This window comes from Variovorax stachyos, assembly GCF_051400855.1.
In the GTDB taxonomy this organism is placed as follows: domain Bacteria; phylum Pseudomonadota; class Gammaproteobacteria; order Burkholderiales; family Burkholderiaceae_C; genus Variovorax.
In genome coordinates this window covers 207,877-226,582 of the sequence record NZ_JBLFFN010000007.1, presented here as the reverse complement: position 1 = coordinate 226,582, position 18,706 = coordinate 207,877, and the positions used below count along the sequence as shown (strand labels likewise).

General features: G+C 68.9%; 18 protein-coding genes and 1 tRNA gene. 11 read left to right on the top strand and 8 right to left on the bottom strand.

Annotated features, from left to right (window positions below; genetic code table 11):
- Positions 1-131: 131 nt before the first annotated feature.
- The 3 genes from ACMGEZ_RS15445 (at position 132) to ACMGEZ_RS15435 (ending at position 3,100) form a co-directional block, all read left to right on the top strand.
- Complete coding sequence (locus ACMGEZ_RS15445) at positions 132-935, top strand: class I SAM-dependent methyltransferase (protein ID WP_436823149.1); 804 nt, start codon at positions 132-134, stop codon at positions 933-935.
- A 111-nt stretch (positions 936-1,046) separates the two neighbouring features.
- A complete protein-coding gene (locus ACMGEZ_RS15440; RefSeq protein ID WP_436823148.1) occupies positions 1,047-1,541 on the top strand; it encodes a YciE/YciF ferroxidase family protein in 495 nt (164 codons plus the stop codon).
- Between the two features lie 101 nt (positions 1,542-1,642).
- A complete protein-coding gene (locus ACMGEZ_RS15435; protein ID WP_436823147.1) occupies positions 1,643-3,100 on the top strand; it encodes a glycoside hydrolase 5 family protein in 1,458 nt (485 codons plus the stop codon).
- A gap of 61 nt (positions 3,101-3,161) precedes the next feature.
- Here the strand turns inward: ACMGEZ_RS15435 and ACMGEZ_RS15430 are convergent, their stop codons facing one another.
- The 3 genes from ACMGEZ_RS15430 to ACMGEZ_RS15420 all read right to left on the bottom strand — a co-directional run bounded on the left by ACMGEZ_RS15430 (position 3,162) and on the right by ACMGEZ_RS15420 (position 4,260).
- Positions 3,162-3,884 (bottom strand): SGNH/GDSL hydrolase family protein, encoded by a 723-nt coding sequence (locus tag ACMGEZ_RS15430; protein WP_436823146.1) that lies wholly within the window; start codon positions 3,882-3,884, stop codon positions 3,162-3,164.
- A gap of 69 nt (positions 3,885-3,953) precedes the next feature.
- Positions 3,954-4,160 (bottom strand): hypothetical protein, encoded by a 207-nt coding sequence (locus tag ACMGEZ_RS15425; protein ID WP_436823145.1) that lies wholly within the window; start codon positions 4,158-4,160, stop codon positions 3,954-3,956.
- 24 nt (positions 4,161-4,184) lie between these two features.
- A tRNA-Arg gene (locus ACMGEZ_RS15420) sits at positions 4,185-4,260 on the bottom strand.
- A 244-nt stretch (positions 4,261-4,504) separates the two neighbouring features.
- Between ACMGEZ_RS15420 and ACMGEZ_RS15415 the strand changes: the two genes are divergently transcribed.
- Positions 4,505-4,993, top strand: coding sequence for a DUF2231 domain-containing protein (locus ACMGEZ_RS15415; protein WP_436823144.1), 489 nt, complete (start codon positions 4,505-4,507; stop codon positions 4,991-4,993).
- A 21-nt stretch (positions 4,994-5,014) separates the two neighbouring features.
- Here ACMGEZ_RS15415 and ACMGEZ_RS15410 read toward each other — a convergent pair whose 3' ends face one another.
- Both ACMGEZ_RS15410 and ACMGEZ_RS15405 read right to left on the bottom strand, forming a co-directional pair.
- Entirely contained in the window at positions 5,015-6,805 is a 1,791-nt protein-coding gene (locus tag ACMGEZ_RS15410) for a thiamine pyrophosphate-requiring protein (protein ID WP_436823143.1), read from the bottom strand.
- A 64-nt stretch (positions 6,806-6,869) separates the two neighbouring features.
- Complete coding sequence (locus tag ACMGEZ_RS15405; RefSeq protein WP_436823142.1) at positions 6,870-7,775, bottom strand: LysR family transcriptional regulator; 906 nt, start codon at positions 7,773-7,775, stop codon at positions 6,870-6,872.
- A gap of 134 nt (positions 7,776-7,909) precedes the next feature.
- Between ACMGEZ_RS15405 and ACMGEZ_RS15400 the strand changes: the two genes are divergently transcribed.
- Genes ACMGEZ_RS15400 through ACMGEZ_RS15385 form a run of 4 tightly spaced genes read left to right on the top strand, consistent with a single transcriptional unit; the run spans position 7,910 to position 12,262 of the window.
- Positions 7,910-8,380: a DoxX family protein gene (locus tag ACMGEZ_RS15400; protein ID WP_436823141.1), complete on the top strand. Its 471-nt coding sequence runs from the start codon at positions 7,910-7,912 to the stop codon at positions 8,378-8,380.
- Between the two features lie 50 nt (positions 8,381-8,430).
- On the top strand, positions 8,431-9,054 hold the full coding sequence (locus ACMGEZ_RS15395) for a (2Fe-2S)-binding protein (RefSeq protein ID WP_436823140.1): 624 nt from the start codon (positions 8,431-8,433) through the stop codon (positions 9,052-9,054).
- A complete protein-coding gene (locus ACMGEZ_RS15390) occupies positions 9,047-10,042 on the top strand; it encodes an FAD binding domain-containing protein (RefSeq protein WP_436823139.1) in 996 nt (331 codons plus the stop codon). The genes ACMGEZ_RS15395 and ACMGEZ_RS15390 overlap by 8 nt, the downstream gene beginning before the upstream one ends.
- A 3-nt stretch (positions 10,043-10,045) precedes the next feature.
- A complete protein-coding gene (locus ACMGEZ_RS15385; RefSeq protein ID WP_436823138.1) occupies positions 10,046-12,262 on the top strand; it encodes a xanthine dehydrogenase family protein molybdopterin-binding subunit in 2,217 nt (738 codons plus the stop codon).
- Positions 12,263-12,296: 34 nt separating this feature from the next.
- Here ACMGEZ_RS15385 and ACMGEZ_RS15380 read toward each other — a convergent pair whose 3' ends face one another.
- The gene (locus ACMGEZ_RS15380) at positions 12,297-13,235 is read right to left on the bottom strand and encodes an aldose 1-epimerase (protein ID WP_436823137.1); all 939 of its coding nucleotides are present in this window, start codon (positions 13,233-13,235) and stop codon (positions 12,297-12,299) included.
- A 4-nt stretch (positions 13,236-13,239) separates the two neighbouring features.
- On the bottom strand, positions 13,240-14,211 hold the full coding sequence (locus ACMGEZ_RS15375; RefSeq protein ID WP_436823136.1) for an SMP-30/gluconolactonase/LRE family protein: 972 nt from the start codon (positions 14,209-14,211) through the stop codon (positions 13,240-13,242).
- Positions 14,212-14,298: 87 nt separating this feature from the next.
- On the opposite strand from ACMGEZ_RS15375, the gene ACMGEZ_RS15370 reads away from it, so the two are divergent.
- The gene (locus ACMGEZ_RS15370; protein WP_436823135.1) at positions 14,299-15,093 is read left to right on the top strand and encodes an SDR family NAD(P)-dependent oxidoreductase; all 795 of its coding nucleotides are present in this window, start codon (positions 14,299-14,301) and stop codon (positions 15,091-15,093) included.
- A 29-nt stretch (positions 15,094-15,122) separates the two neighbouring features.
- Here ACMGEZ_RS15370 and ACMGEZ_RS15365 read toward each other — a convergent pair whose 3' ends face one another.
- Positions 15,123-16,085: a LysR family transcriptional regulator gene (locus ACMGEZ_RS15365; RefSeq protein ID WP_436823134.1), complete on the bottom strand. Its 963-nt coding sequence runs from the start codon at positions 16,083-16,085 to the stop codon at positions 15,123-15,125.
- Positions 16,086-16,194: 109 nt separating this feature from the next.
- On the opposite strand from ACMGEZ_RS15365, the gene ACMGEZ_RS15360 reads away from it, so the two are divergent.
- Positions 16,195-17,649 (top strand): aldehyde dehydrogenase family protein, encoded by a 1,455-nt coding sequence (locus ACMGEZ_RS15360; protein WP_436823133.1) that lies wholly within the window; start codon positions 16,195-16,197, stop codon positions 17,647-17,649.
- A gap of 43 nt (positions 17,650-17,692) precedes the next feature.
- The gene (locus ACMGEZ_RS15355; RefSeq protein ID WP_436823132.1) at positions 17,693-18,658 is read left to right on the top strand and encodes an ABC transporter substrate-binding protein; all 966 of its coding nucleotides are present in this window, start codon (positions 17,693-17,695) and stop codon (positions 18,656-18,658) included.
- The last annotated feature ends 48 nt before the right edge of the window (positions 18,659-18,706 follow it).

Sequence of the window (18,706 nt, the reverse complement as noted above, 5' to 3'; positions counted from 1 at the left end):
GAATGCCCGCCGACCCGCGGGTGACGACGTGGCTTCGCGTTGTGCTGCTTGCACGGCGGGAGCGGAGAGAAAGGGTCGGTGGGCGGCAGGCCTTCAGCAGCCCGGGCATCCGCCTTGCTCTGACCTGTGGCATGAACGAAGCTCATTCGTGCCTCGGGTATGCATCAGGACGCCCGGAAAGCGAAGGTCCCCATGATCTGCGCGCAGGCGCAGCAACGCCGCACAGCCTGGAGGCCAGAAAGATGAAGGAAAGCAGAGCACGGTCGGAACACTTCGGGCCGCCGAGTCTCCCAGTCGGGTCGAGGCCGGAACCGGCCCTGTCGGAAGCGGGCGTTGCCCGCGCCTACAAGCGCCTCGCGCCTGTGTACGACGTGCTTTTCGGGCAAGTGCTCGAGCCCGGGCGAAGGCGGATGGCGGAGGTCGTGCGCACGCTGCAGCCCGCGTCGCTCCTCGAGGTCGGTGTCGGGACCGGGCTGGCCCTGGCGCACTACCCGGCCACCTCGAAGATCGTGGGCATCGACCTGTCCCACGAGATGCTCGAGCGGGCACGCGAACGGGCGCGCGCTCTGCCGGACCACCAGATCACCGTCGAGTACATGAACGCGGAGCGCACGAGCTTCGCGGATGGGACGTTCGACTGCATCACGCTGCCTTATGTGCTCTCGGTCACGCCCCGCCCGGCCGAGCTGGTGCGGGAGATCCGCCGGATATGCAAGCCGGACGGGACCATCGTCGTGCTCAACCACTTCAGTGGAAGCAGGTTCTGGTGGCTCATGGAGCGGGCCTTTCGTGCTGCGGCCGAGCACATCGGCTTTCGTTCCGACTTCCGCTACGAGGAGCAGATCCTCTCTCACGATTGGCAAGTGGTGAGCGTCGAGCCGGTCAATCTGCTCGGCCTCTCCAAGCTCGTCGTGCTGAAGAACCGCAGGACGTAGACGAGTGCGCCATTCTTCGCACACGCAGGTGCTGGGTGTTCCTACAGGCCTGGAAAGCCCCGCCACGAGACTCACCGAAATTGTCGCAACCACTTTTTTCAGGAGCTTTCCATGCCAGTCAAGTCCGTCTCCGAGCTTTTCATCCACGAGCTCTCCGACACCTACAACGCGGAAAAGCAGATGACGCGTTCCCTTCCGAAGCTCGCCCGCGCCGCGACCGATCCCGAACTCGCCGCTGCGTTCGAGACGCACCTCGAGGAGACCCGTGGCCAGGTGGAGCGGATCGAGGAGGTTGCCGAGACGTGCGGCATCAAGCTCAAGCGCATCAAATGCGAGGGCATGGAAGGCCTGGTCGAAGAAACGATGTCGCTGGTCGACCAGGTCGAGGCAGGGCCTGTTCTCGATGCAGCATTGATCGGTTCGGCGCAGAAGGCCGAGCACTACGAGATCGCGAGCTACACCTCCTTGTGCCTGCTCGCCACCAAGCTGGGCTTCAAGCAGGCGGTGCCGCTCCTGGAGGCCAGCCTGGCTGAAGAGAAGGCCACCGACCAGAAGCTCGGCGTGCTGGCCGAGGCCGCGCAGATCGAGGAAGCGCAGCAAGCCTGACAACCCGCGGCACGCAAGGCGATGTTCCGGCCGCCGAGTCGTGCCGGGACTGGCCTGTGCTGCACGCAAGAGCCCGCGTCGATCGACTTGCGGCAAACACCATGCTGATCCCTTCGTCGACGATGCGCTACCGGGAGCCCGGCGCCGAATTCGCCACCTCCCGCCTGAAGCTGCCGCACATCGAGCGGGTCGCCGGCGTGCCGTACTTCGTCACCTCGACCGGACAGCCATGGACGCCGATCGGGCATAACGACGCCATCAGCTGGCCCGAGCTCGCCGGCTTGTTCCGCCGGCGCCAGGTCGACGCGGTACGGCGCCACCTGCACTGGCTCAAGGACCACGGCGTCACCTGCCTGAGGGTGATGCTCGAGTACGCGCAAGGCCGCCACCGCTACATCGAGCGACCGGTCGGCCGCTTCGTCGACAACGTCGTCAGGCTCTGGGACGATCTCTTCGCGCTGTGCGAGGAGGTCGGCCTGTACCTCCTGCTCACACCCTTCGACACTTTCTTCACCTGGCGCCACTGGCGGCACCACCCCTACAACCGTGCCAATGGCGGGCCCACCGAGGACCGCAGCCGGCTGATCACCTGTGCCGCGACACGGGAGGCCATCAAGCGCAGATTCGAATTCGCGACCCGTCGATGGGGCGGCAGCCCGGCGCTCTTTGCCTGGGATCTGTGGAACGAGCTGCATCCTGCGCACGGCAAGGACGATCCCGTCGCGTGCGGGGCCTTCGTGTCCGACATCTCGCAGTTCCTGCGCAGCCTGGAGCAGCGCGTGCACGGCCGCGCGAACCTGCAGACCGTGTCGGTCTTCGGTCCCGAACTGGTGCGCTCGCCGGCGCTTTGCGATCCGGTCTACCGGCATCCAGGGCTCGACTTCGTCAACACCCATCTCTACGAATCCGGAACGATCGACGACCCTCGCGACACCGTTGCACCGGCGCTGGCAGTCGGGCGGCTGATGCGTGCGGCAATCCTCGAGGTGGCGGACATGCGCCCGGTATTCGACTCCGAACACGGGCCGATCCATGCGTTCATCGACAAGCATCATGTGCTGCCCGAAGCGTTCGACGACGAGTACTTCCGCCACATGCAATGGGCCCACCTGGCAAGCGGCGGCGCGGGTGGCGGCATGCGCTGGCCGAACCGGCATCCGCACGTGCTCACGCCCGGAATGCGGCAGGCGCAGCGCGCTCTCGCCAACTTCCTTCCGCTGGTGGACTGGACGCAGTTCAGGCGCCGCAATCTCGGCAACGTGGCCGTTCGTCCGGGCGGCTTCGCGGCGTTCGCGTGCGGCGACGACCGCCAGGCCATTGCCTGGCTGCTGCGCACGGACACGCTCGGCCCATCCGGCATGCTGCGTACCGACGTGCCGCCGTCGGCTGCGCACATCGCCGTTCCCGGCCTGTGCGCAGGCGACTACCGGGTCGTGCTGTTCGACACACGGCTAGGTGAAGTCATGCAGGCGTGCGAGACCGCCCATGGCGGCGGCGAGTTCGGGTTCGATGTCCAGCCCATCGCACGCGATGTGGCCATCGCCATCGCACGCCGGTAGCAAGGAGCGAGGCTCATCGGCCTTCGAGCACGCCGCATGTCGGCAAGCGGCGTGCCCGGAGTCAGCGCAGGCAGCTGGGGCAGACGGCACGGAGGAAAGCGCGCCGAATCTCCGACGCGCCCAGCAGGCTGGGCTCGATCGTGCGCGTGAACCAGGCCGGCTCGCCGCGCAAGAAGTGCGCGTGCAGGTCCACCAGCCGTCCGTGGCGCTGCGCCAGGCGTGCGATGACCTCGTTCACGCGGCGGTGGTTGGCGCGCGCGATGCTCGCCGGCACCCCGAGGAAGTTGCGGCTGTCATCGCCGAAGGTCGGGTCGTACACCGTCCCGAGATAGACAGGCCGCACGCGCAGCGACATCAGGAAGGCGTCGAGCTTATTTTCGAAAGCGCGAACGCCGGGCCCGGAATCGGAGGCCAGTCCCCGCAGCAGGTCGTTGCCGCCGACGGTGAGCAGCGCGACGCCGCGCGCGGGCGGCGCGCCGCGCGGCAGCTGTGCCGGGAGGCTGTCCACCGTCGCGCCGTCCTGTGCGCAGTGCAGGAGCCGCGTTGGTCCGAGCGTCTGCAGGTCGCGTCCCTTGAACTCGGGGAAGAGCGCATCGTCGTTGCGCACCAGCAGCGCGCCCGGCGTGATGCCGCGGTCGTTGTAGTGCCCGCAGTCCAGCACGGAGTCGCCGAAGGTATGGACGGTGAGCGGTTCGGGATCGCCCGCCGCCTTGCCCTCGGCTTGCGCACCGGGCACCAGGTCGTGCACTGCCATGGCGGCCAGCGAGGCAGCGGTAGCGAGCATCCAGCACCTGCGCGTGCCAGGGTCAGCCGTCGCAGCGTCGGATCCGCAGGGGATGATGCGCATGGCGGACTACGAACCCGGCGCCTTCTCCGTCGCCGGTCGCGGGTCCTGGACGGTCGGGGCGGAAGCCGGCAGGGCGGCCGCATCGGGCGGTGGCTTCCTGAGCCAGAGCAGCCCGAGCACGACCGCGACCACGATCAGGAGCGCCGCGACGACCGCGGCCAACCGGAACACCCGCTTGTCGCTCCGGCCTGCAGAAGGATCGGGCATGTTCATGGCAGTGCACTCCGGCAGTTGCGATGGTGCGCCCGGGAGAAGTCGAATCTCCGGCCTCTGCCTTCGGAGGGCAGCACTCTGTCCGCTGAGCTACGGGCGCATGGGGTGGAGCGATGCGGGCAGCGCATGGGGGATCTCCCGCTCCAGGAACTGGAGCCCCGTCAGGCTAGGACCGAAGGATGGCCTCCAATGTCGGACGGCGGCTCGGCCCCTTGAAGCACCAGGCTGGCGTGAACCCGGTAGGAAAGTACCGACCCCGAATGGCGGCGGCAGCCCGCGCGGGCGCGCAGCACTTGCGCCTCACATGGCGCCACTGCATTGAGCAGAGCAACGGAGGTGATTCCATGCGCGCAAGAGTCCGTCTCCTCGGCCACCCGGTGCACCAGATGCTGGTGGTCTTTCCGCTCGGGCTGCTGGCCACGGCGGTGGTGTTCGACATCATCTACCTGGCCGGCGGCAGCCAGATCATGGCGGCCGTTTCCTACTGGATGATCGCGGCAGGCCTCGTGGGCGGGTTGCTTGCGGCGCCCTTCGGCTTCATCGACTGGCTGGGCATTCCGGAAGGTACGCGGGCCAAGCGCATCGGTGCGATGCACGGGGGCGGCAACGTCATCGTCATGCTCCTGTTCGTCGTGAGCTTCCTGCTGCGCGACACGAACTACGCGCCGCAACTGGGCCAGATCGTCTGGGCTTTCGCGGGTGCCGCGCTTGCCCTGGTGACGGCCTGGCTCGGCGGCGAACTGGTGGACCGGCTTTCGATCGGCGTCGACGAGGATGCCGGCGTGAACGCTCCCAGCTCGCTGCACCGGGAGCACGCAGCGCTCGGCAAGTAGCGCTGCCCAAATACCGCTGCGTCACTCCTTCTTGCCCGGAAGGATGTGACTCAGCACTTGCCTTGCCGTATTCGCGATGATCGAGCCGGCCTCGGCATCGCCCTTGGCGAGCATTGCTACGAAGTTGCGCGCCTGCTTCAGGTTGATGTGCGGCGGCAGCGGCGGCACCTCCGGATCGGTCTTGAACTCGAGCAGCACCGGCCGGGTCGCTGCAAGCGCCCTGTCCCATGCGGGGCCGACGGCCTCGGGCTCGTCCACGTAGATGCCTTCGAAGCCGATGAGCTCGGCGAACTTGTGATACGGCACGTTGGGCAGCGTCTGCGTGGCCTCGAACTTCGGGTCGCCTTCCATGACGCGTTGCTCCCAGGTGACCTGATTCAGATCCTCGTTGTTGAGGACCATGACCACCCAGCGCGGATCGCTCCACCGGCGCCAGTATTTCGCCACCGTGATCAGCTCGGCCATGTTGCTCATCTGCATGGCACCGTCTCCCACCATCGCGAACACCGGGCGATCGGGGTGTGCGAACTTCGCGGCAATGGCGTAGGGCACGGCCGCCCCCATGGAGGCGAGCCCGCCCGAAAGCGAGCACATCATCCCGCGGCGTACCTTGATGTCGCGCGCATACCAGTTGGCACACGAGCCGGAGTCGCAGGTCAGGATGGCACCCTCGGGCAGCCGCTGCGACAGCTCGGTGAAGGGCCGCTGCGGATTGACCGGCGAGGCCGCCGCCATGGCCCGCTCGTGAAGCGTCTTTGCCCACGCGTCGTTCCAGCCGGCGATGTCGTCGCGCCACCCGGTTTCGGTCTTCTGATGCAGCAGCGGGAGCAATGCCTCCAGGGTGGCCTTGACGTCGCCCTCCAGGTTGACCTCCATCGGGTAGCGAACGGAAAGCATTCCAGGGTCGAGGTCGACCTGGACGCCGCGCGCCTGGCCTTCCTTCGGCAGGAACTCCGAATACGGAAAGCCTGAACCCAGCATCAGGAGGGTGTCGCACCCGGTCATGAGTTCGTCGCTGGGCTTGGTGCCGAGCAGGCCGATGGAGCCCGTGACCCACGGCAGATCGTCAGGCAGCGCCTGCTTGCCCAGCAGCGCCTTGGCCGCACCGGCACCGAGCTTGTCGGCGACGGCGATGATCTCGTCGGTTGCCGCATTGCCGCCCGCTCCAACGAGAAGCGCCACCTTCTTGCCGGCATTGAGCACATCCGCCGCGCGGGCCAGCTCTGCCGCGGCGGGCACCACGCGTGGCGCCGACCAGCCGACGCCGGAGAAGACGGAGCCGTGCGCACGAGGCGGTTGCTCCATCGGCATGTCCTGCAGGTCGTTCGGAATGACGAGTGCGGTGACGCGCCGGCGCCCGAGCGCAATGCGAACGGCTCGGTCGATCAGGTGACGAATCTGCGCGGGCACGCTGGCGGTGGCGACGAAATCGCCCGCGACATCCTTGAACATCGAATGCAGGTCGAGTTCCTGTTGATAGTGGGAGCCGATCGCCGTTCTCGCTTGCTGCCCCACGATCGCCAGCACCGGCACGTGGTCGAGGCGCGCGTCATACAGGCCCGTGATCAGGTGCGAAGCGCCGGGGCCGGAGGTTGCCAGGCACACGCCGAGTTCGCCGGTGAACTTGGCATGCGCCGAGGCCATGAACGCAGCCATTTCCTCGTGCCTGGCCTGCACGAACTCGAACTTGTCGCCTGCTCGCGCGAGCCCGCCCAACAATCCGTTGATGCCATCGCCCGGGTACCCGAAGATCCGTCGGATGCCCCACTGGTGCAGGCGCTGCCAGAAGAAATCGGAGACTTTTTCAGCCATGTTGCGTGGTCATACATGGCAGTGATGCCCGCGGTCTGTCGGACATCCTCGACGGATTGCGCGGCTAGAGAGGCCCGAAGCGATCTGCGTACACCTGCGTCACCCAGTCGATGAACACCCGGACCCGAGGCGAGAGCTGCCGGTGGTGCGGGTAGAGCACGGAATACACCATCGGCGGGCACGGCCACTGCGCCAGGATCTCGACCAGCGTGCCTTCGCGCAACTGCCGCTCGACGTGAAAGCGCGGCAGCTGGATGATCCCGCAGCCCTGCTCGACGCAGGTGACATAGGTGTCTGCGTTGTTGACGGAGATCCAGTCCTTCAACTGGTACTCCTCGACCTTGCTGTCCACGAGGAAGGTGAAGGGAAAAGGCTCGGCGCGCTGTGCAGAGAAGAAGTTGACCGCGCGATGCTGCGCGAGGTCGGCGAGCGTCAGCGGGGTGCCCTGGGCAGCCAGGTAGGCCGGGCTGGCGCAGGTGAGCTGCGGCAAGAGCGCGAGCCTGCGCGTCACGAGCGATGAATCCTGCGGCTCGCCCGCACGCACCACGCAGTCCACGCCCTCGCTGACCAGGTCCACCAGGCGGTCGCCGCTGCCGATCATGAGCTCGATGTCCGGATAGCGTTCGTGAAACTCGTTGATGCGCGGCAGCACGATCTCGGTCGCGGCAGCGCCGTGGATGTCCAGGCGCAGGCGCCCGCGCGGATGCACCGCCAGGTGGGCCAGCGAGGACTCCGCGTCCTCCAGTTCGTGCAGCAGATGGCGGCAGCGCTCGTAGAAGGCCTGGCCGTCCACCGTGGTTCGCACGCGTCGCGTGGTGCGTTCGAGCAGCCGCACGCGAAGCCGCGCTTCCAGCTCCTTGATGGCGTGGGTGGCGGTGGCGCGCGGCATGCCCAGGGCCGTGGCGGCCTGCGTGAAGCTGCCGAGCTCGACGATGCGGACGAAGAGCTGCAAGGCGTCGAAACGATCCATCGGCGATTGATTGTTGATTCAGGCTGAATAGTCTTGGCAATCTTTGCACATTTATCGCCCGCCGACGAACAGCCAGACTCCGTCGACATGCATCGCCGCCTCCTGCGGCATTGCCAAACCGAAGGAGTCTTTTCATGGAATCGCCTGCACCGCGCCTGATCGTGCCCCCCTTGCGTGGGCTCTACGACCGGCTGGAGCCCCTGTCCTGGCTGCTGCTGCGTGCGGGCTTCGGCCTGATCATGGTGACCCATGGACTGCCGAAGGTCCTCGGCACCAGCCACGGCTCGATGGCCGACCCGATGGCGGCCTCGACCAACCTGATTGCCAACGTCCTGCACCTGCCCGCAGCGCCGCTGTTCGCCTGGTTCGTCGCCTTGCTCGAGAGCCTGGGCGGCTTGCTGCTCGCGCTCGGATTCCTCACCCGCCCCATCGCCGCCATGATGGCCGTGCAGACCGCCGCCATCTGCTACGTGCTCGCGCCCCGCTTCCCGTGGATCGACCGCGGCTTCGAGTACCCGCTGCTGATGTGCCTCGTCTGCATCTGCCTGGCCCTTCGCGGCGGCGGCCGCGCCTCCGTGGACTGGCGCCTCGGGCGCGAGTTCTGATCCGCGGCGCCTCGGTCCATCGACAGCCCCCCGGAAGAAAGCACCACACGATGAACAAGACCCAGCCCTGTCCTGGCGATATGCCGGCCCTCAACCGCCGGACCTTCATGGCGAGCACCGCGACCGTGAGCGTCGCAGCGGCCGGTGCCGGCTGCGCCGCCATGAACGATGCCGTGCAGCCGCCCGCTGCACGGCACACACGGATGACCGTCAACGGCCAGTCGCACGTACTGAAAGTGCAGCCGCGCTCGTCGCTGCTGGACGTGCTGCGCGAGCAGCTTGCCCTGACCGGCGCCAAGAAAGGTTGCGACCACGGCCAGTGCGGCGCCTGCACGGTGCACGTGGACGGCCGGCGCGTCGCGTCCTGCCTGACGCTGGCAGTGAAGGCCGACGGGCGCGCCGTGACCACCATCGAGGGCATCGAATCGCCCGACGGCACGCTGCACCCGATGCAGCAGGCCTTCATCGACCACGACGCGCTGCAGTGCGGCTATTGCACGCCGGGCCAGATCATGGCGGCCATCGCGTGCGTGCGCGAAGGCCATGCGACGAGCGATGCGCAGATCCGGGAGTTCATGAGCGGCAATCTCTGCCGCTGCGGCGCCTACGCGGGCATCCTGGCGGCGATCCGCGACGCGGCCCCGCGCATGAAGAAGGACGCAACGCATGCGTGACTTCACCTACCTGCGTCCCCGCAGCGCGGACGAGGCCGTGCACCAGCTCGAGCGTCACCAGCCCGGCGCGCGCTACTTCGCCGGCGGCACCACGCTCTACGACCTGATGAAGCTCGGCGTGGAAGCCCCGGCCGCGGTCGTCGACATCACCGCCATCGAAGGCCTCCGCGGCATCGATGGCAGCGAGGGCCATGAACTGCGGATCGGCGCGCTCACCCCGATGAGCGAGGCGGCCGAGGACCCGATGCTGCTGCGCGACTTTCCGGCGCTCGCCGAGTCGCTCTCGAAGGCCGCCTCCCAGCAGCTGCGCAACATGGCGACCGTGGGCGGCAACCTGCTGCAGCGCACGCGTTGCGCCTACTTCCGCGGCGGCGCCGAGTTCGCCTGCAACAAGCGCACGCCGGGCCGCGGCTGCGATGCCATCGCCGGGCAGAACCGCGGCCATGCCGTGCTCGGCGGCAGCGAGGCCTGCGTGGCGGTCTACCCCGGCGACTGGGCGGTGGCGCTCGTTGCCTTCGATGCACTGGTCGACACGCTCGGCCCACGCGGCACGCGCACGGTCCCCGTGCGCGAGCTCCACCTGCTGCCGGGCCGCACGCCGCATCTGGAGACGGTGCTGGCCGCGGACGAGCTCATCGTGCGCATCCGCGTGCCGCGCACGCCGGCCGGGCGTGCCTCCACGTACCACAAGATCCGCGACCGCGAGTCCTACGCCTTCGCCCTTGCCTCGGCGGCGGTCGGGCTGCAGATCGAAGCCAATCGCGTGGTCGATGCGCGCATCGCGCTCGGCGGCGTCGCGACGCGGCCCTGGCGCGCCACGGAAGCCGAGCGCAGCCTGCTCGGACAGCCGCTCACGCGCTCGACCGCCCGGCGCGCGGCGGAGCTGGCTTTCGTGGGCGCGAAGCCGCTGGAGCACAACGCCTTCAAGGTCGCGCTCGGCATCGAGACCGTGACCGACGCCCTGATGCTGGCCAAGGACAGGAGCTGATCGATGACCACGACCTCACAAGCCCCGAGCGCAGCCGGCCCCGAGCGCGTCGACGCCCGCGACAAGGTGCGCGGCGCCACCCGCTATGCGGCCGACGACGCGCGTGCCGGGCTCCTGCATGCACTGCCCGTGCCCGCGACCATCGCGCGCGGGCGCGTGCTGCGCATCGACACGGCAGCCGCGCAGCGCGTGCGCGGCGTGCGGCTGGTGCTCACGCACGAGAACGTCGGCGCGCTGGAGGGCGCAGGCTTCCTGATGGGCGGTGGCTTCGGCTTCCAGAGCGTCTATCCACTGCGCTCGTCGGAGATCGCGCACCGCGGCCAGACGGTCGCGCTGGTGGTGGCCGACACGCTCGAGGCGGCACGCGAGGCAGCGGCATCGGTCGTCGTTGCCTACGAAGCTTCGCCCTTCATCGCCACGATGCAGTCGCAGGGTGCCCAGCCGGTGGCGCAGGCCAGCGTGCTCCCCGCACCGATGTTCTCGGACAAGCTGGCCGGCAATGCCGATGCCGCGTGGGCGCGAATGCCGGTGACGGTAGACGCCAGCTATGACCAGCCCGCGCAGCACCAGAACCCGATGGAGCTCATCGCCACGGTGGCCGAATGGCAGGATGGCGTGCTCACGGTCCATGAGCCGACCCAGAACGCCGAAGGCGTGCGCCACGGCGTGGCTCGGCAGCTGGGCATCGAGCCCGCGAAGGTTCGCGTGCTGTCGCCCAGCGTGGGCGGTGGCTTCGGGCAGAAGAACTCGCTGCAGGCGCACACGGCGCTGGTCGCCATCGCGTCGCGCATGCTCGGGCGGCCGGTCAAGCTGGTGGTCCCGCGCGCCCAGCTCTTCCATGCCGCGAGCTTCCGCCCCGCGAGCCGGCATCGCGTGCGGCTCGGCGCCGAGCGCGACGGCCGCGTGCGTGCGGCCGTTCACGAGATCGACCAGCAGACCTCGCGCCACGACCTGTTCCCGTCGGTGGGCACCGACATGAGCTCGCGGCTGTACGGCATCGAGAACTTCCGCGGCAGCGAACGCCTGGTGCGCACCGATGTGCAGACGCCCGGCTACATGCGCGCGCCGTACGAGCAGGCGGCGGGCTTCGCCTTCGAATGCGCGATGGACGAACTGGCCTACGCACTGGCCAAGGACCCGGTGGCGCTGCGGTTGGCCAACGACACGGCAAAGGACCCGATCACCGGCAAGCCCTTCACCTCGCGCCACCTGGCCGAATGCCTGCGCGAAGGCGCGCGCCGCTTCGGATGGGCGCGCCGCACGATGGCGCCGGGCTCCATGCGCGCGGAGGACGGCAGCCGCGTCGGCTGGGGCGTGGCCGCCGGCGCCTACAAGGCGGCGGTGGCGCCGGCCGTCGCCACGGTGCGGCTCGCGGACGACGGCCGCGTGCGGGTCGCGGTCGGCGGCCACGAGATGGGCCAGGGCATGCGCACCGCGATCGCGCTCACCGTGGCGCGGGCGCTCGGCGCGCCGGTGGCGGCGATCGAGATCGTGCTCGGCGACACGCAGGCCGCGCCACAGCACGTGACGGCCGGCTCCTGGGGCACGGCCACGGTCCTTCCGCCGGTGCAGGACGCTGCCGCGCAATTGATGGAGGACCTGCGCCGCCACGCCGGCAATGCCAGCGGCACGGCGCTTTCGCTGCTGCGCGCCTCGGGCCGCCCGTTCGCGCAAGCCGAAAGCCGCCGGCGCGCGCCCGGCCAGCCGGAGCAGGTCTATGGCCGGCTCGCCGGTGGCCTCCCCGCCGCAGGCGGCCCCGTGTACCCGGACTTCGTCGCCTTCAGCTTCATCGCGCATTTCGTGGAAGTGCGGGTCGAGCCCGGCACGTGCCGCATCCGCGTGCCGCGCGTGGTGAGCGTGGTCGACTGCGGCACGGTGGCCAGCCCGCGAACCGCGCGCAGCCAGGTGGAGGGCGGCGTGGTGTGGGGCATCGGTGCCGCGCTGCGCGAGCAGAGCGAGATCGATCCTCGCTACGGCGGCTTTCTCAACACCGACCTGGCGGAGTACGTGCTGCCGGTGGCTGCGGACATCGGCCGCATCGAGGTCGAGTTCGTCGGCGCGCCGGATCCGCTGCTCAACCCGCTCGGCGTCAAGGGCCTGGGCGAGGTCGCGATGGTGGGCGTGGCGCCGGCCATCGCCAACGCGGTGTTCCATGCGACCGGCCGACGCTTGCGCAGCCTGCCGATGCGGGCCGAGCATCTGCTGGGCCCTGCCGCGTGAGCGAGGTGTTCAGACGGCTGCCGCCATCCGCGGGTCACCCGCCGGTCGCCTCGCCACCGAGGGGCTCGATGCGCCATTGGATGCGCATCGTCAGCGTCTCGCCCGACTGCAGTGTGCGCAGGCCCGGCCGGCCTTCCAGGTGAAAGGCATCGATGGGCTGCGTGATCGGCTCGAAGCAGAAGGCCGGGCCTTCGGGCGGCCGGTACATCAGGCAGTAGTGATGCTCCGCACCGCCGTCCTCGACGAAGTCCGGCATCGTCAGGGCGAGCTGCAGCTGGTGCTCCGGCCACTCGATGCGCGCGTGGCCGCCCCAGCCTGTGTAGGCGTTGTCGACGAAGCTGCCGAAGGCGGGTGCACCTTGCCCCAGGTCCCAGTCCTGCGGGATCTCCCGCGTGTGCCGGGTCGGCAGCGGGTCGCTGCCGCAAAGCCACACGCCTTGCACGGGCGCGACGATGCGCGTGCCCGCCGTTCGGATGAACCAGGGATGCACGCCCAGGCCGTAGGGCAGCGGTGCGTGGCCCAGGTGGCGGACCTCGAGCGTCTGGTCCAGCCCGTCGTCGACCAGGCGAAAGTGCTGGCTCGCCTGGTATTCGTAGGGGTTGTCGTCGAAGCGCCGCGAATGCAGCGTCATCGTCGCGGCGTCCTCGGCCAGGCTGTCGAGCTCCCAGCCCTGCAGCCAGCCGTCGCCATGAATCGGATAGGGCTCGCCCGCGCGGTTGGGACGCACCGGATGGAATTCGCCCGCCGCCTCGAAACCGCCGCCGCTGATGCGGTTGGACCACGGCACCATCGGGAAGGAGGCCATGCGGTAGAGGTCGAGCGTGACGCCGTCCCAGGGCCGCCACAGGTCGAAGGGGCCGTCCGCACGCTCGATCTGCCAGGCGGCGACGCTGCCGCCGAGCGATGGCACCAGGCCCAGGCGTTGGCGGCCGTGGCGCAGCCAGACGACGGGATGCGAAGGGTTTGCAGTCATGGGCTCAGCCTCCGAAGCGAAAGGCCGGCAGCCCGGGGCTGTCCACCTCGACCGCGAACAGCCCTCCGGCCAGCGGCTCGACGGCGAGGCGGGCTTCGTCCAGGCCGGTCCTGGCCGACGTGATGTACAGCGTGCGCAAGTCGGGTCCTCCGAAGGTGCAGTTGGTGACCTGGCTCACCGGCAGCGCGATGCGCCCCAGCTCCTCGCCGCTCAGCGGGTGGTGGCAGCTCACGCAGCTCCCCGCCCAGTGGGCGATCCAGAGACGGCCCGCCGCGTCGGTCGTCATGCCGTCGGGCAGGCCGTCGCGGCGCGCGAAGCGCAGCCAGAGCCGGCGGTGGGCGAGGGTGCCCTGATCCGGATCGAAGTCGTAGGCGTGGATGCCGCCCTCCGCGGTGTCGTTGAAGTACATCGTGCGGCCGTCCAGCGACCAGGTCGGCCCGTTGGTGACCGCGAAGCCGCTGTCGTGCTGGGTGCACCGCCCGTCGGGGTCGAAGCGGTACAGCGCGCCGCTCGGGGCCACGCAGTCGAAGTCCATGGTGCCGCCCCAGAAGCGGCCGCGGGCGTCGCACTTGCCATCGTTGAAGCGATTGGTGAGGAGTGCCGGCTCGGGCCTGTGCAGCCATTGCGGCCCTGCTTCGGCTTTCGCCGGATCGAAGAAGGCGAAGCCGCGCCGCAGCGTGACGACCAGGCCCGGCGCGTTCTCGCGTTCCGCCAGTGCCGAGATCTCTTCGTCGAAGCCCCACTGGTCCCGCTCGCCCGTCGCAGGATCGAGCCGGAACAGGCGCTTCTCGAGGATGTCGACCCAGTACAGCGCCTGTTCCCGTCCCGACCACATCAGGCCTTCGCCGAGGCTCGCGCCCGCGGCCTGGATGCAGCGCAACGTGCCTTCGAAGCGCGGGGCGGGAAAGGTGGGGGAAGGGCTCACGGGTGGTCTCCGGTGCAAAGCGGGCCGCTGCGGGCCCTTGACGCGCCGCATCGTAGCAAGGCATATTGATAAGAGAAAGTAGGCAAACGCGTATAGACCGATACACGATTTGCAATGTCAATCAACTGGAGACCCTCTTTGACCGCCACCGCCGCGCGAGCGCCCGCATCCCCCGTTTCCACCTATCCCAGCCTGCGCGACAAGACCGTCTTCGTGACCGGCGGCGGCAGCGGCATCGGCGCCGCGATGGTCGCCGCCTTCGCCGAACAAGGCGCGCGGGTCGCCTTCGTCGACATCGCGGAAGAGGCCAGTGCGGCACTCGCGGCGCAGGTCGCCGAAGCCGGCCATCGCGCCCCCTGGTGGCGGCGCTGCGACGTGCGCGACATCGCCGCATTGCAGGCCGCGATTGCCGACGCGGCAGGCGAGCTCGGCGATTTCGCCGTGCTGGTCAACAACGTCGCCAGCGACGACCGCCACACGCTCGAGTCCGTCACGCCCGACTACTACGACGAGCGCATGGCCATCAACGAGCGCCCGGCCTTCTTCGCCATCCAGTCCGTCGTGCCCGGCATGAAGCGGCTGGGCGGCGGGGCGATCGTCAATCTCGGCTCCACGGGCTGGCAAGGCAAGGGCGGGGCCTACCCGTGCTACGCCGTCGCCAAGTCCTCGGTCAACGGCCTCACGCGGGGCCTGGCCGTGAACCTCGGGCGCGATCGCATCCGCATCAACACCGTGTCGCCCGGCTGGGTGATGACGGAGCGCCAGGTCCGGCTCTGGCTGGACGCCGAAGGCGAGCAGGCCCTCGCGCGCAACCAGTGCCTGCCCGACCGTCTGCAGCCGCACGACATCGCCCGCATGGTGCTGTTCCTGGCTTCGGACGACGGCGCGATGTGCACCGCGCAGGAGTTCAAGGTCGACGCCGGCTGGGTTTGAGGGCGCCAGGACTCGCGAACAACCGAGCTTCAGGCCTCGACCTCCAGCCGCCTTCCATAGACGGTCAGGCTTGCCGCCTTGAGCGCGCGCATCATCACCTTCGCGGCCGGCGAGAGCAGGCGGTCGGTGTGCGTGATGATGCCGAAGGCGTCCATGTGGCAGGGCACCGCCACCGGCAGGACCGCGCCCATGCCGTGCGCGGCGTAGTAGCGCGCCACGTCCGTCGCCAGCACCGCGAGCATGTCCGACTGCTGCAGCATGCGGGTGATGAAGAGCAGCGCCGAGCTCTCGATCACGTTCATCGGCGGTGCCAGCCCTTCCTCCCTGAACATCAGCTCGAAGCGGTGCCGCAGCACGCTGCCCGCCGGCGGCACGATCCAGCCGGCGCTCACCAGGTCGCGCAGCGTGAGGCCGGTCATCCCCAGCAGCGGATGGCCGGTCCGCACCAGCGCCGACACCGGCTCCTCGGTCAGCGGCTCGTAGTGCAGCTTGGCCTTGTCGTGCTCGGCCGACAGCCGCGCCACCAGGATGTCGAGCTTGCCCTGCTCGAAGCGCTCCATCAGCACCCGGCTGGTCTCGATCTCCAGGGCGACGCGCAGGTTCGGCTGGTCGCGCTTGACCAGCGCGATCGCCGGCGGCATCAGGGTCAGGCCCGGCGCGGTGATGGTGCCCACGCTCACCTGGCCGAAGCGCCCGGCCTTGAGCGCCATGAGCTCGTCGTGCGCCTCGTTGAGGCTGGCCAGCGCCATGCGGGCGTGGCGGATCATGCTCTCGCCGTACCAGGTGGGCCGCATGCCGCGCGGCAGGCGCTCGAAAAGCGGCACCTCCAGCACGTCCTCCAGGTCCTTGAGCAGCTTCGAGGCGGCCGGCTGCGTCATGTTCAGCACCTGTGCGGCGCGGTGGATGTTGCCTTCCTCCGCCAGCGCGACCAGCAGCAGCAGCTGCCGGGTCTTGAGCCGGGCGCGGATGAACCAGTGGGTGTAGTTCGTCATGGGGTTTTCCTGAATCCTGTTTCGAGTATCGATTCGATCCAAATCTCTATTGGAAAGATATCAGTGCGATTCCTACACTCCGCCCCACTCATCCATAGGAGTTTCGACGTTGAAGCGCAGTCCCGAGGTCCAGCTCAGTGCCCGCCATTACATCAATGGCCGCTGGGAGACTGGCGTGACCAGCGGGCAGAGCATCAACCCCTCGGACCTGCGCGAGACCGTGGCCGAGTACGCCCGCGCCGACCGCAGCCAGACCGAGCTGGCCGTGCGGGCCGCGGCCGACGCCTTCCGAGCCTGGAGCATGACGACGCCGCAGCGCCGCGCCGATGCGCTGGACCTGATCGGCAGCGAAATCCTTGCGCGCAAGGACGAGCTGGGCCTGCTGCTGGCGCGCGAGGAAGGCAAGACGCTGCCGGAGGCCGTTGCCGAGGCCGCGCGGGCGGGGCAGATCTTCAAGTTCTTCGCGGGCGAGGCCCTGCGCGTGGGCGGCGAGAGCGTCGCCTCGCTGCGGCCCGGCGTGCACGTGGACATCACCCGCGAGCCAGTGGGCGTGGTGGGCCTGATCACGCCCTGGAACTTCCCGCTTGCCATTCCCGCCTGGAAGATCGCGCCGGCACTGGCCTGCGGCAACGCGGTGGTGTTCAAGCCCTCCGAGCTGGTGCCCGCCTGCGGCTGGGCGCTGGCCGAGATCATCAGCCGTGCCGCGTTGCCGGCGGGCACCTTCAACCTGGTGATGGGCAGCGGGCGCGAGGTCGGCCAGGCGCTGGTCGAGCATCCGCTGGTCGATGCGATCAGCTTCACCGGCTCGGCTGCCACCGGCGAACGCGTGCTGCAGGCCGCCGCCGCGCGGCGCGCCAAGGTGCAGCTCGAGATGGGCGGCAAGAACCCGCTGGTGGTGCTGGCCGACGCCGACCTGGAACTGGCCGTCGACTGCGCGGTGCAGGGCGCCTACTTCTCGACCGGCCAGCGCTGCACGGCCTCGAGCCGCCTCATCGTCGAGGCGCCGGTGCACGATGCCTTCGTCGCGCGGCTCAAGCAGCGCATCGCCGCGCTGAAGGTCGGCCATGCGCTGGAGCCCGGCGTGGACATCGGACCCGTGGTCGATCGCGCACAGCTCGAACAGAACCTTGCCGCCATCGCGAGTGCCCGCGAGGAAGGCGCCGAGCACGTCTGTGGCGGCGACCTGCTGCAGCGGCCGAGCGAAGGCCACTACATGAGCCCCGCGCTGTTCCTCGCCCGGCCCACGCACCGGATCGCCCGCGAGGAGGTCTTCGGCCCGGTGGCCTGCGTGCTGCGGGCCGACGATGCCGAGCACGCCCTCGTGCTGGCCAACGACACGCCCTTCGGCCTGTGCGCCGGCATCTGCACCAACTCGCTGCGCCATGCAATGCACTTCCGCCGCCATGCGCGCGTGGGCATGACCATGGTCAACCTGCCGACGGCCGGCGTCGACTACCACGTGCCCTTCGGCGGGCGCAAGGCGTCGAGCTATGGCGCACGGGAGCAGGGCCGCCACGCCGCCGAGTTCTACACCACGGTGAAGACCGGCTACATGCGCGCTTGAAGCATCTTTTCAGCCATACCCATACCAACCAGGAGACGACAGCATGAAACTCAACCGCCGCACATTGACCACCGCCATCGCCGCTGCCTCGCTGGCCGCGCTTCTGCCGGCCACCGCGCTCGCGCAGAAGAAAATCGTCCTGGGCTTCAGCCAGGTCGGCGCCGAAAGCGAATGGCGCACCGCCAACACCGAGTCGATCAAGTCGGCCGCCAAGGAGGCCGGCATCGAGCTCAAGTTCTCCGACGCCCAGCAGAAGCAGGAGAACCAGATCAAGGCCATCCGCTCCTTCATCGCGCAGAAGGTGGACGTGATCGCGTTCTCGCCGGTGGTCGAGTCGGGCTGGGAGACGGTGCTGCGCGAGGCCAAGGCCGCCAACATCCCGGTGGTGCTGACGGACCGCTCGGTCAACACCAAGGACGACTCGCTCTACGTGAGCTTCATGGGTTCGGACTTCGTCGAGGAAGGCCGCAAGGCCGGGCGCTGGCTCGTGGAGAAGATGAAGGACCAGAAGGGCGAGGTCAACATCGTCGAGCTGCAGGGCACCGTGGGCTCGGCGCCCGCGATCGACCGCAAGAAGGGCTTCGAGGAGATCATCAAGGCCGACCCCAAGTTCAAGATCATCCGCTCGCAGACCGGCGACTTCACGCGCGCCAAGGGCAAGGAGGTGATGGAGGCCTTCCTCAAGGCCGACGGCAAGAAGATCAATGTGCTCTACGCGCACAACGACGACATGGCCATCGGCGCCATCCAGGCGATCGAGGAGGCGGGGCTGAAGCCTGCCAAGGACATCACCATCATCTCCATCGACGCGGTGAAGGGCGCCTTCGAAGCCATGATCGCCGGCAAGCTGAACGTCTCGGTCGAGTGCAGCCCGCTGCTGGGCCCGCAATTGATGGCCGCCGTCAAGGACATCAAGGCCGGCAAGCCGGTGCCCAAGCGCATCGTGACCGAAGAGACGATCTTCCCGATGGAAGTCGCCGCCAAGGAATTCCCGAAGCGCAAGTATTGAGCTCGCCCCCAGGTTGGCCCACTTCGTGTGGCCGCCCACCCCCTCACC

Excerpts from the sequence above, each read along its gene's own strand:
- ACMGEZ_RS15390 (WP_436823139.1), top strand. The coding sequence starts at position 9,047 with ATGCGTGACTTCACCTACCTGCGTCCCCGCAGCGCGGACGAGGCCGTG.
- ACMGEZ_RS15395 (WP_436823140.1), top strand. The coding sequence starts at position 8,431 with ATGAACAAGACCCAGCCCTGTCCTGGCGATATGCCGGCCCTCAACCGC.
- ACMGEZ_RS15445 (WP_436823149.1), top strand. The coding sequence starts at position 132 with ATGAACGAAGCTCATTCGTGCCTCGGGTATGCATCAGGACGCCCGGAA.
- ACMGEZ_RS15430 (WP_436823146.1), bottom strand. The coding sequence starts at position 3,884 with ATGCTCGCTACCGCTGCCTCGCTGGCCGCCATGGCAGTGCACGACCTG.
- ACMGEZ_RS15425 (WP_436823145.1), bottom strand. The coding sequence starts at position 4,160 with ATGAACATGCCCGATCCTTCTGCAGGCCGGAGCGACAAGCGGGTGTTC.
- ACMGEZ_RS15375 (WP_436823136.1), bottom strand. The coding sequence starts at position 14,211 with ATGCGGCGCGTCAAGGGCCCGCAGCGGCCCGCTTTGCACCGGAGACCA.
- ACMGEZ_RS15440 (WP_436823148.1), top strand. The coding sequence starts at position 1,047 with ATGCCAGTCAAGTCCGTCTCCGAGCTTTTCATCCACGAGCTCTCCGAC.
- ACMGEZ_RS15385 (WP_436823138.1), top strand. The coding sequence starts at position 10,046 with ATGACCACGACCTCACAAGCCCCGAGCGCAGCCGGCCCCGAGCGCGTC.
- ACMGEZ_RS15355 (WP_436823132.1), top strand. The coding sequence starts at position 17,693 with ATGAAACTCAACCGCCGCACATTGACCACCGCCATCGCCGCTGCCTCG.
- ACMGEZ_RS15400 (WP_436823141.1), top strand. The coding sequence starts at position 7,910 with ATGGAATCGCCTGCACCGCGCCTGATCGTGCCCCCCTTGCGTGGGCTC.
- ACMGEZ_RS15380 (WP_436823137.1), bottom strand. The coding sequence starts at position 13,235 with ATGACTGCAAACCCTTCGCATCCCGTCGTCTGGCTGCGCCACGGCCGC.
- ACMGEZ_RS15405 (WP_436823142.1), bottom strand. The coding sequence starts at position 7,775 with ATGGATCGTTTCGACGCCTTGCAGCTCTTCGTCCGCATCGTCGAGCTC.
- ACMGEZ_RS15435 (WP_436823147.1), top strand. The coding sequence starts at position 1,643 with ATGCTGATCCCTTCGTCGACGATGCGCTACCGGGAGCCCGGCGCCGAA.
- ACMGEZ_RS15410 (WP_436823143.1), bottom strand. The coding sequence starts at position 6,805 with ATGGCTGAAAAAGTCTCCGATTTCTTCTGGCAGCGCCTGCACCAGTGG.
- ACMGEZ_RS15415 (WP_436823144.1), top strand. The coding sequence starts at position 4,505 with ATGCGCGCAAGAGTCCGTCTCCTCGGCCACCCGGTGCACCAGATGCTG.
- ACMGEZ_RS15365 (WP_436823134.1), bottom strand. The coding sequence starts at position 16,085 with ATGACGAACTACACCCACTGGTTCATCCGCGCCCGGCTCAAGACCCGG.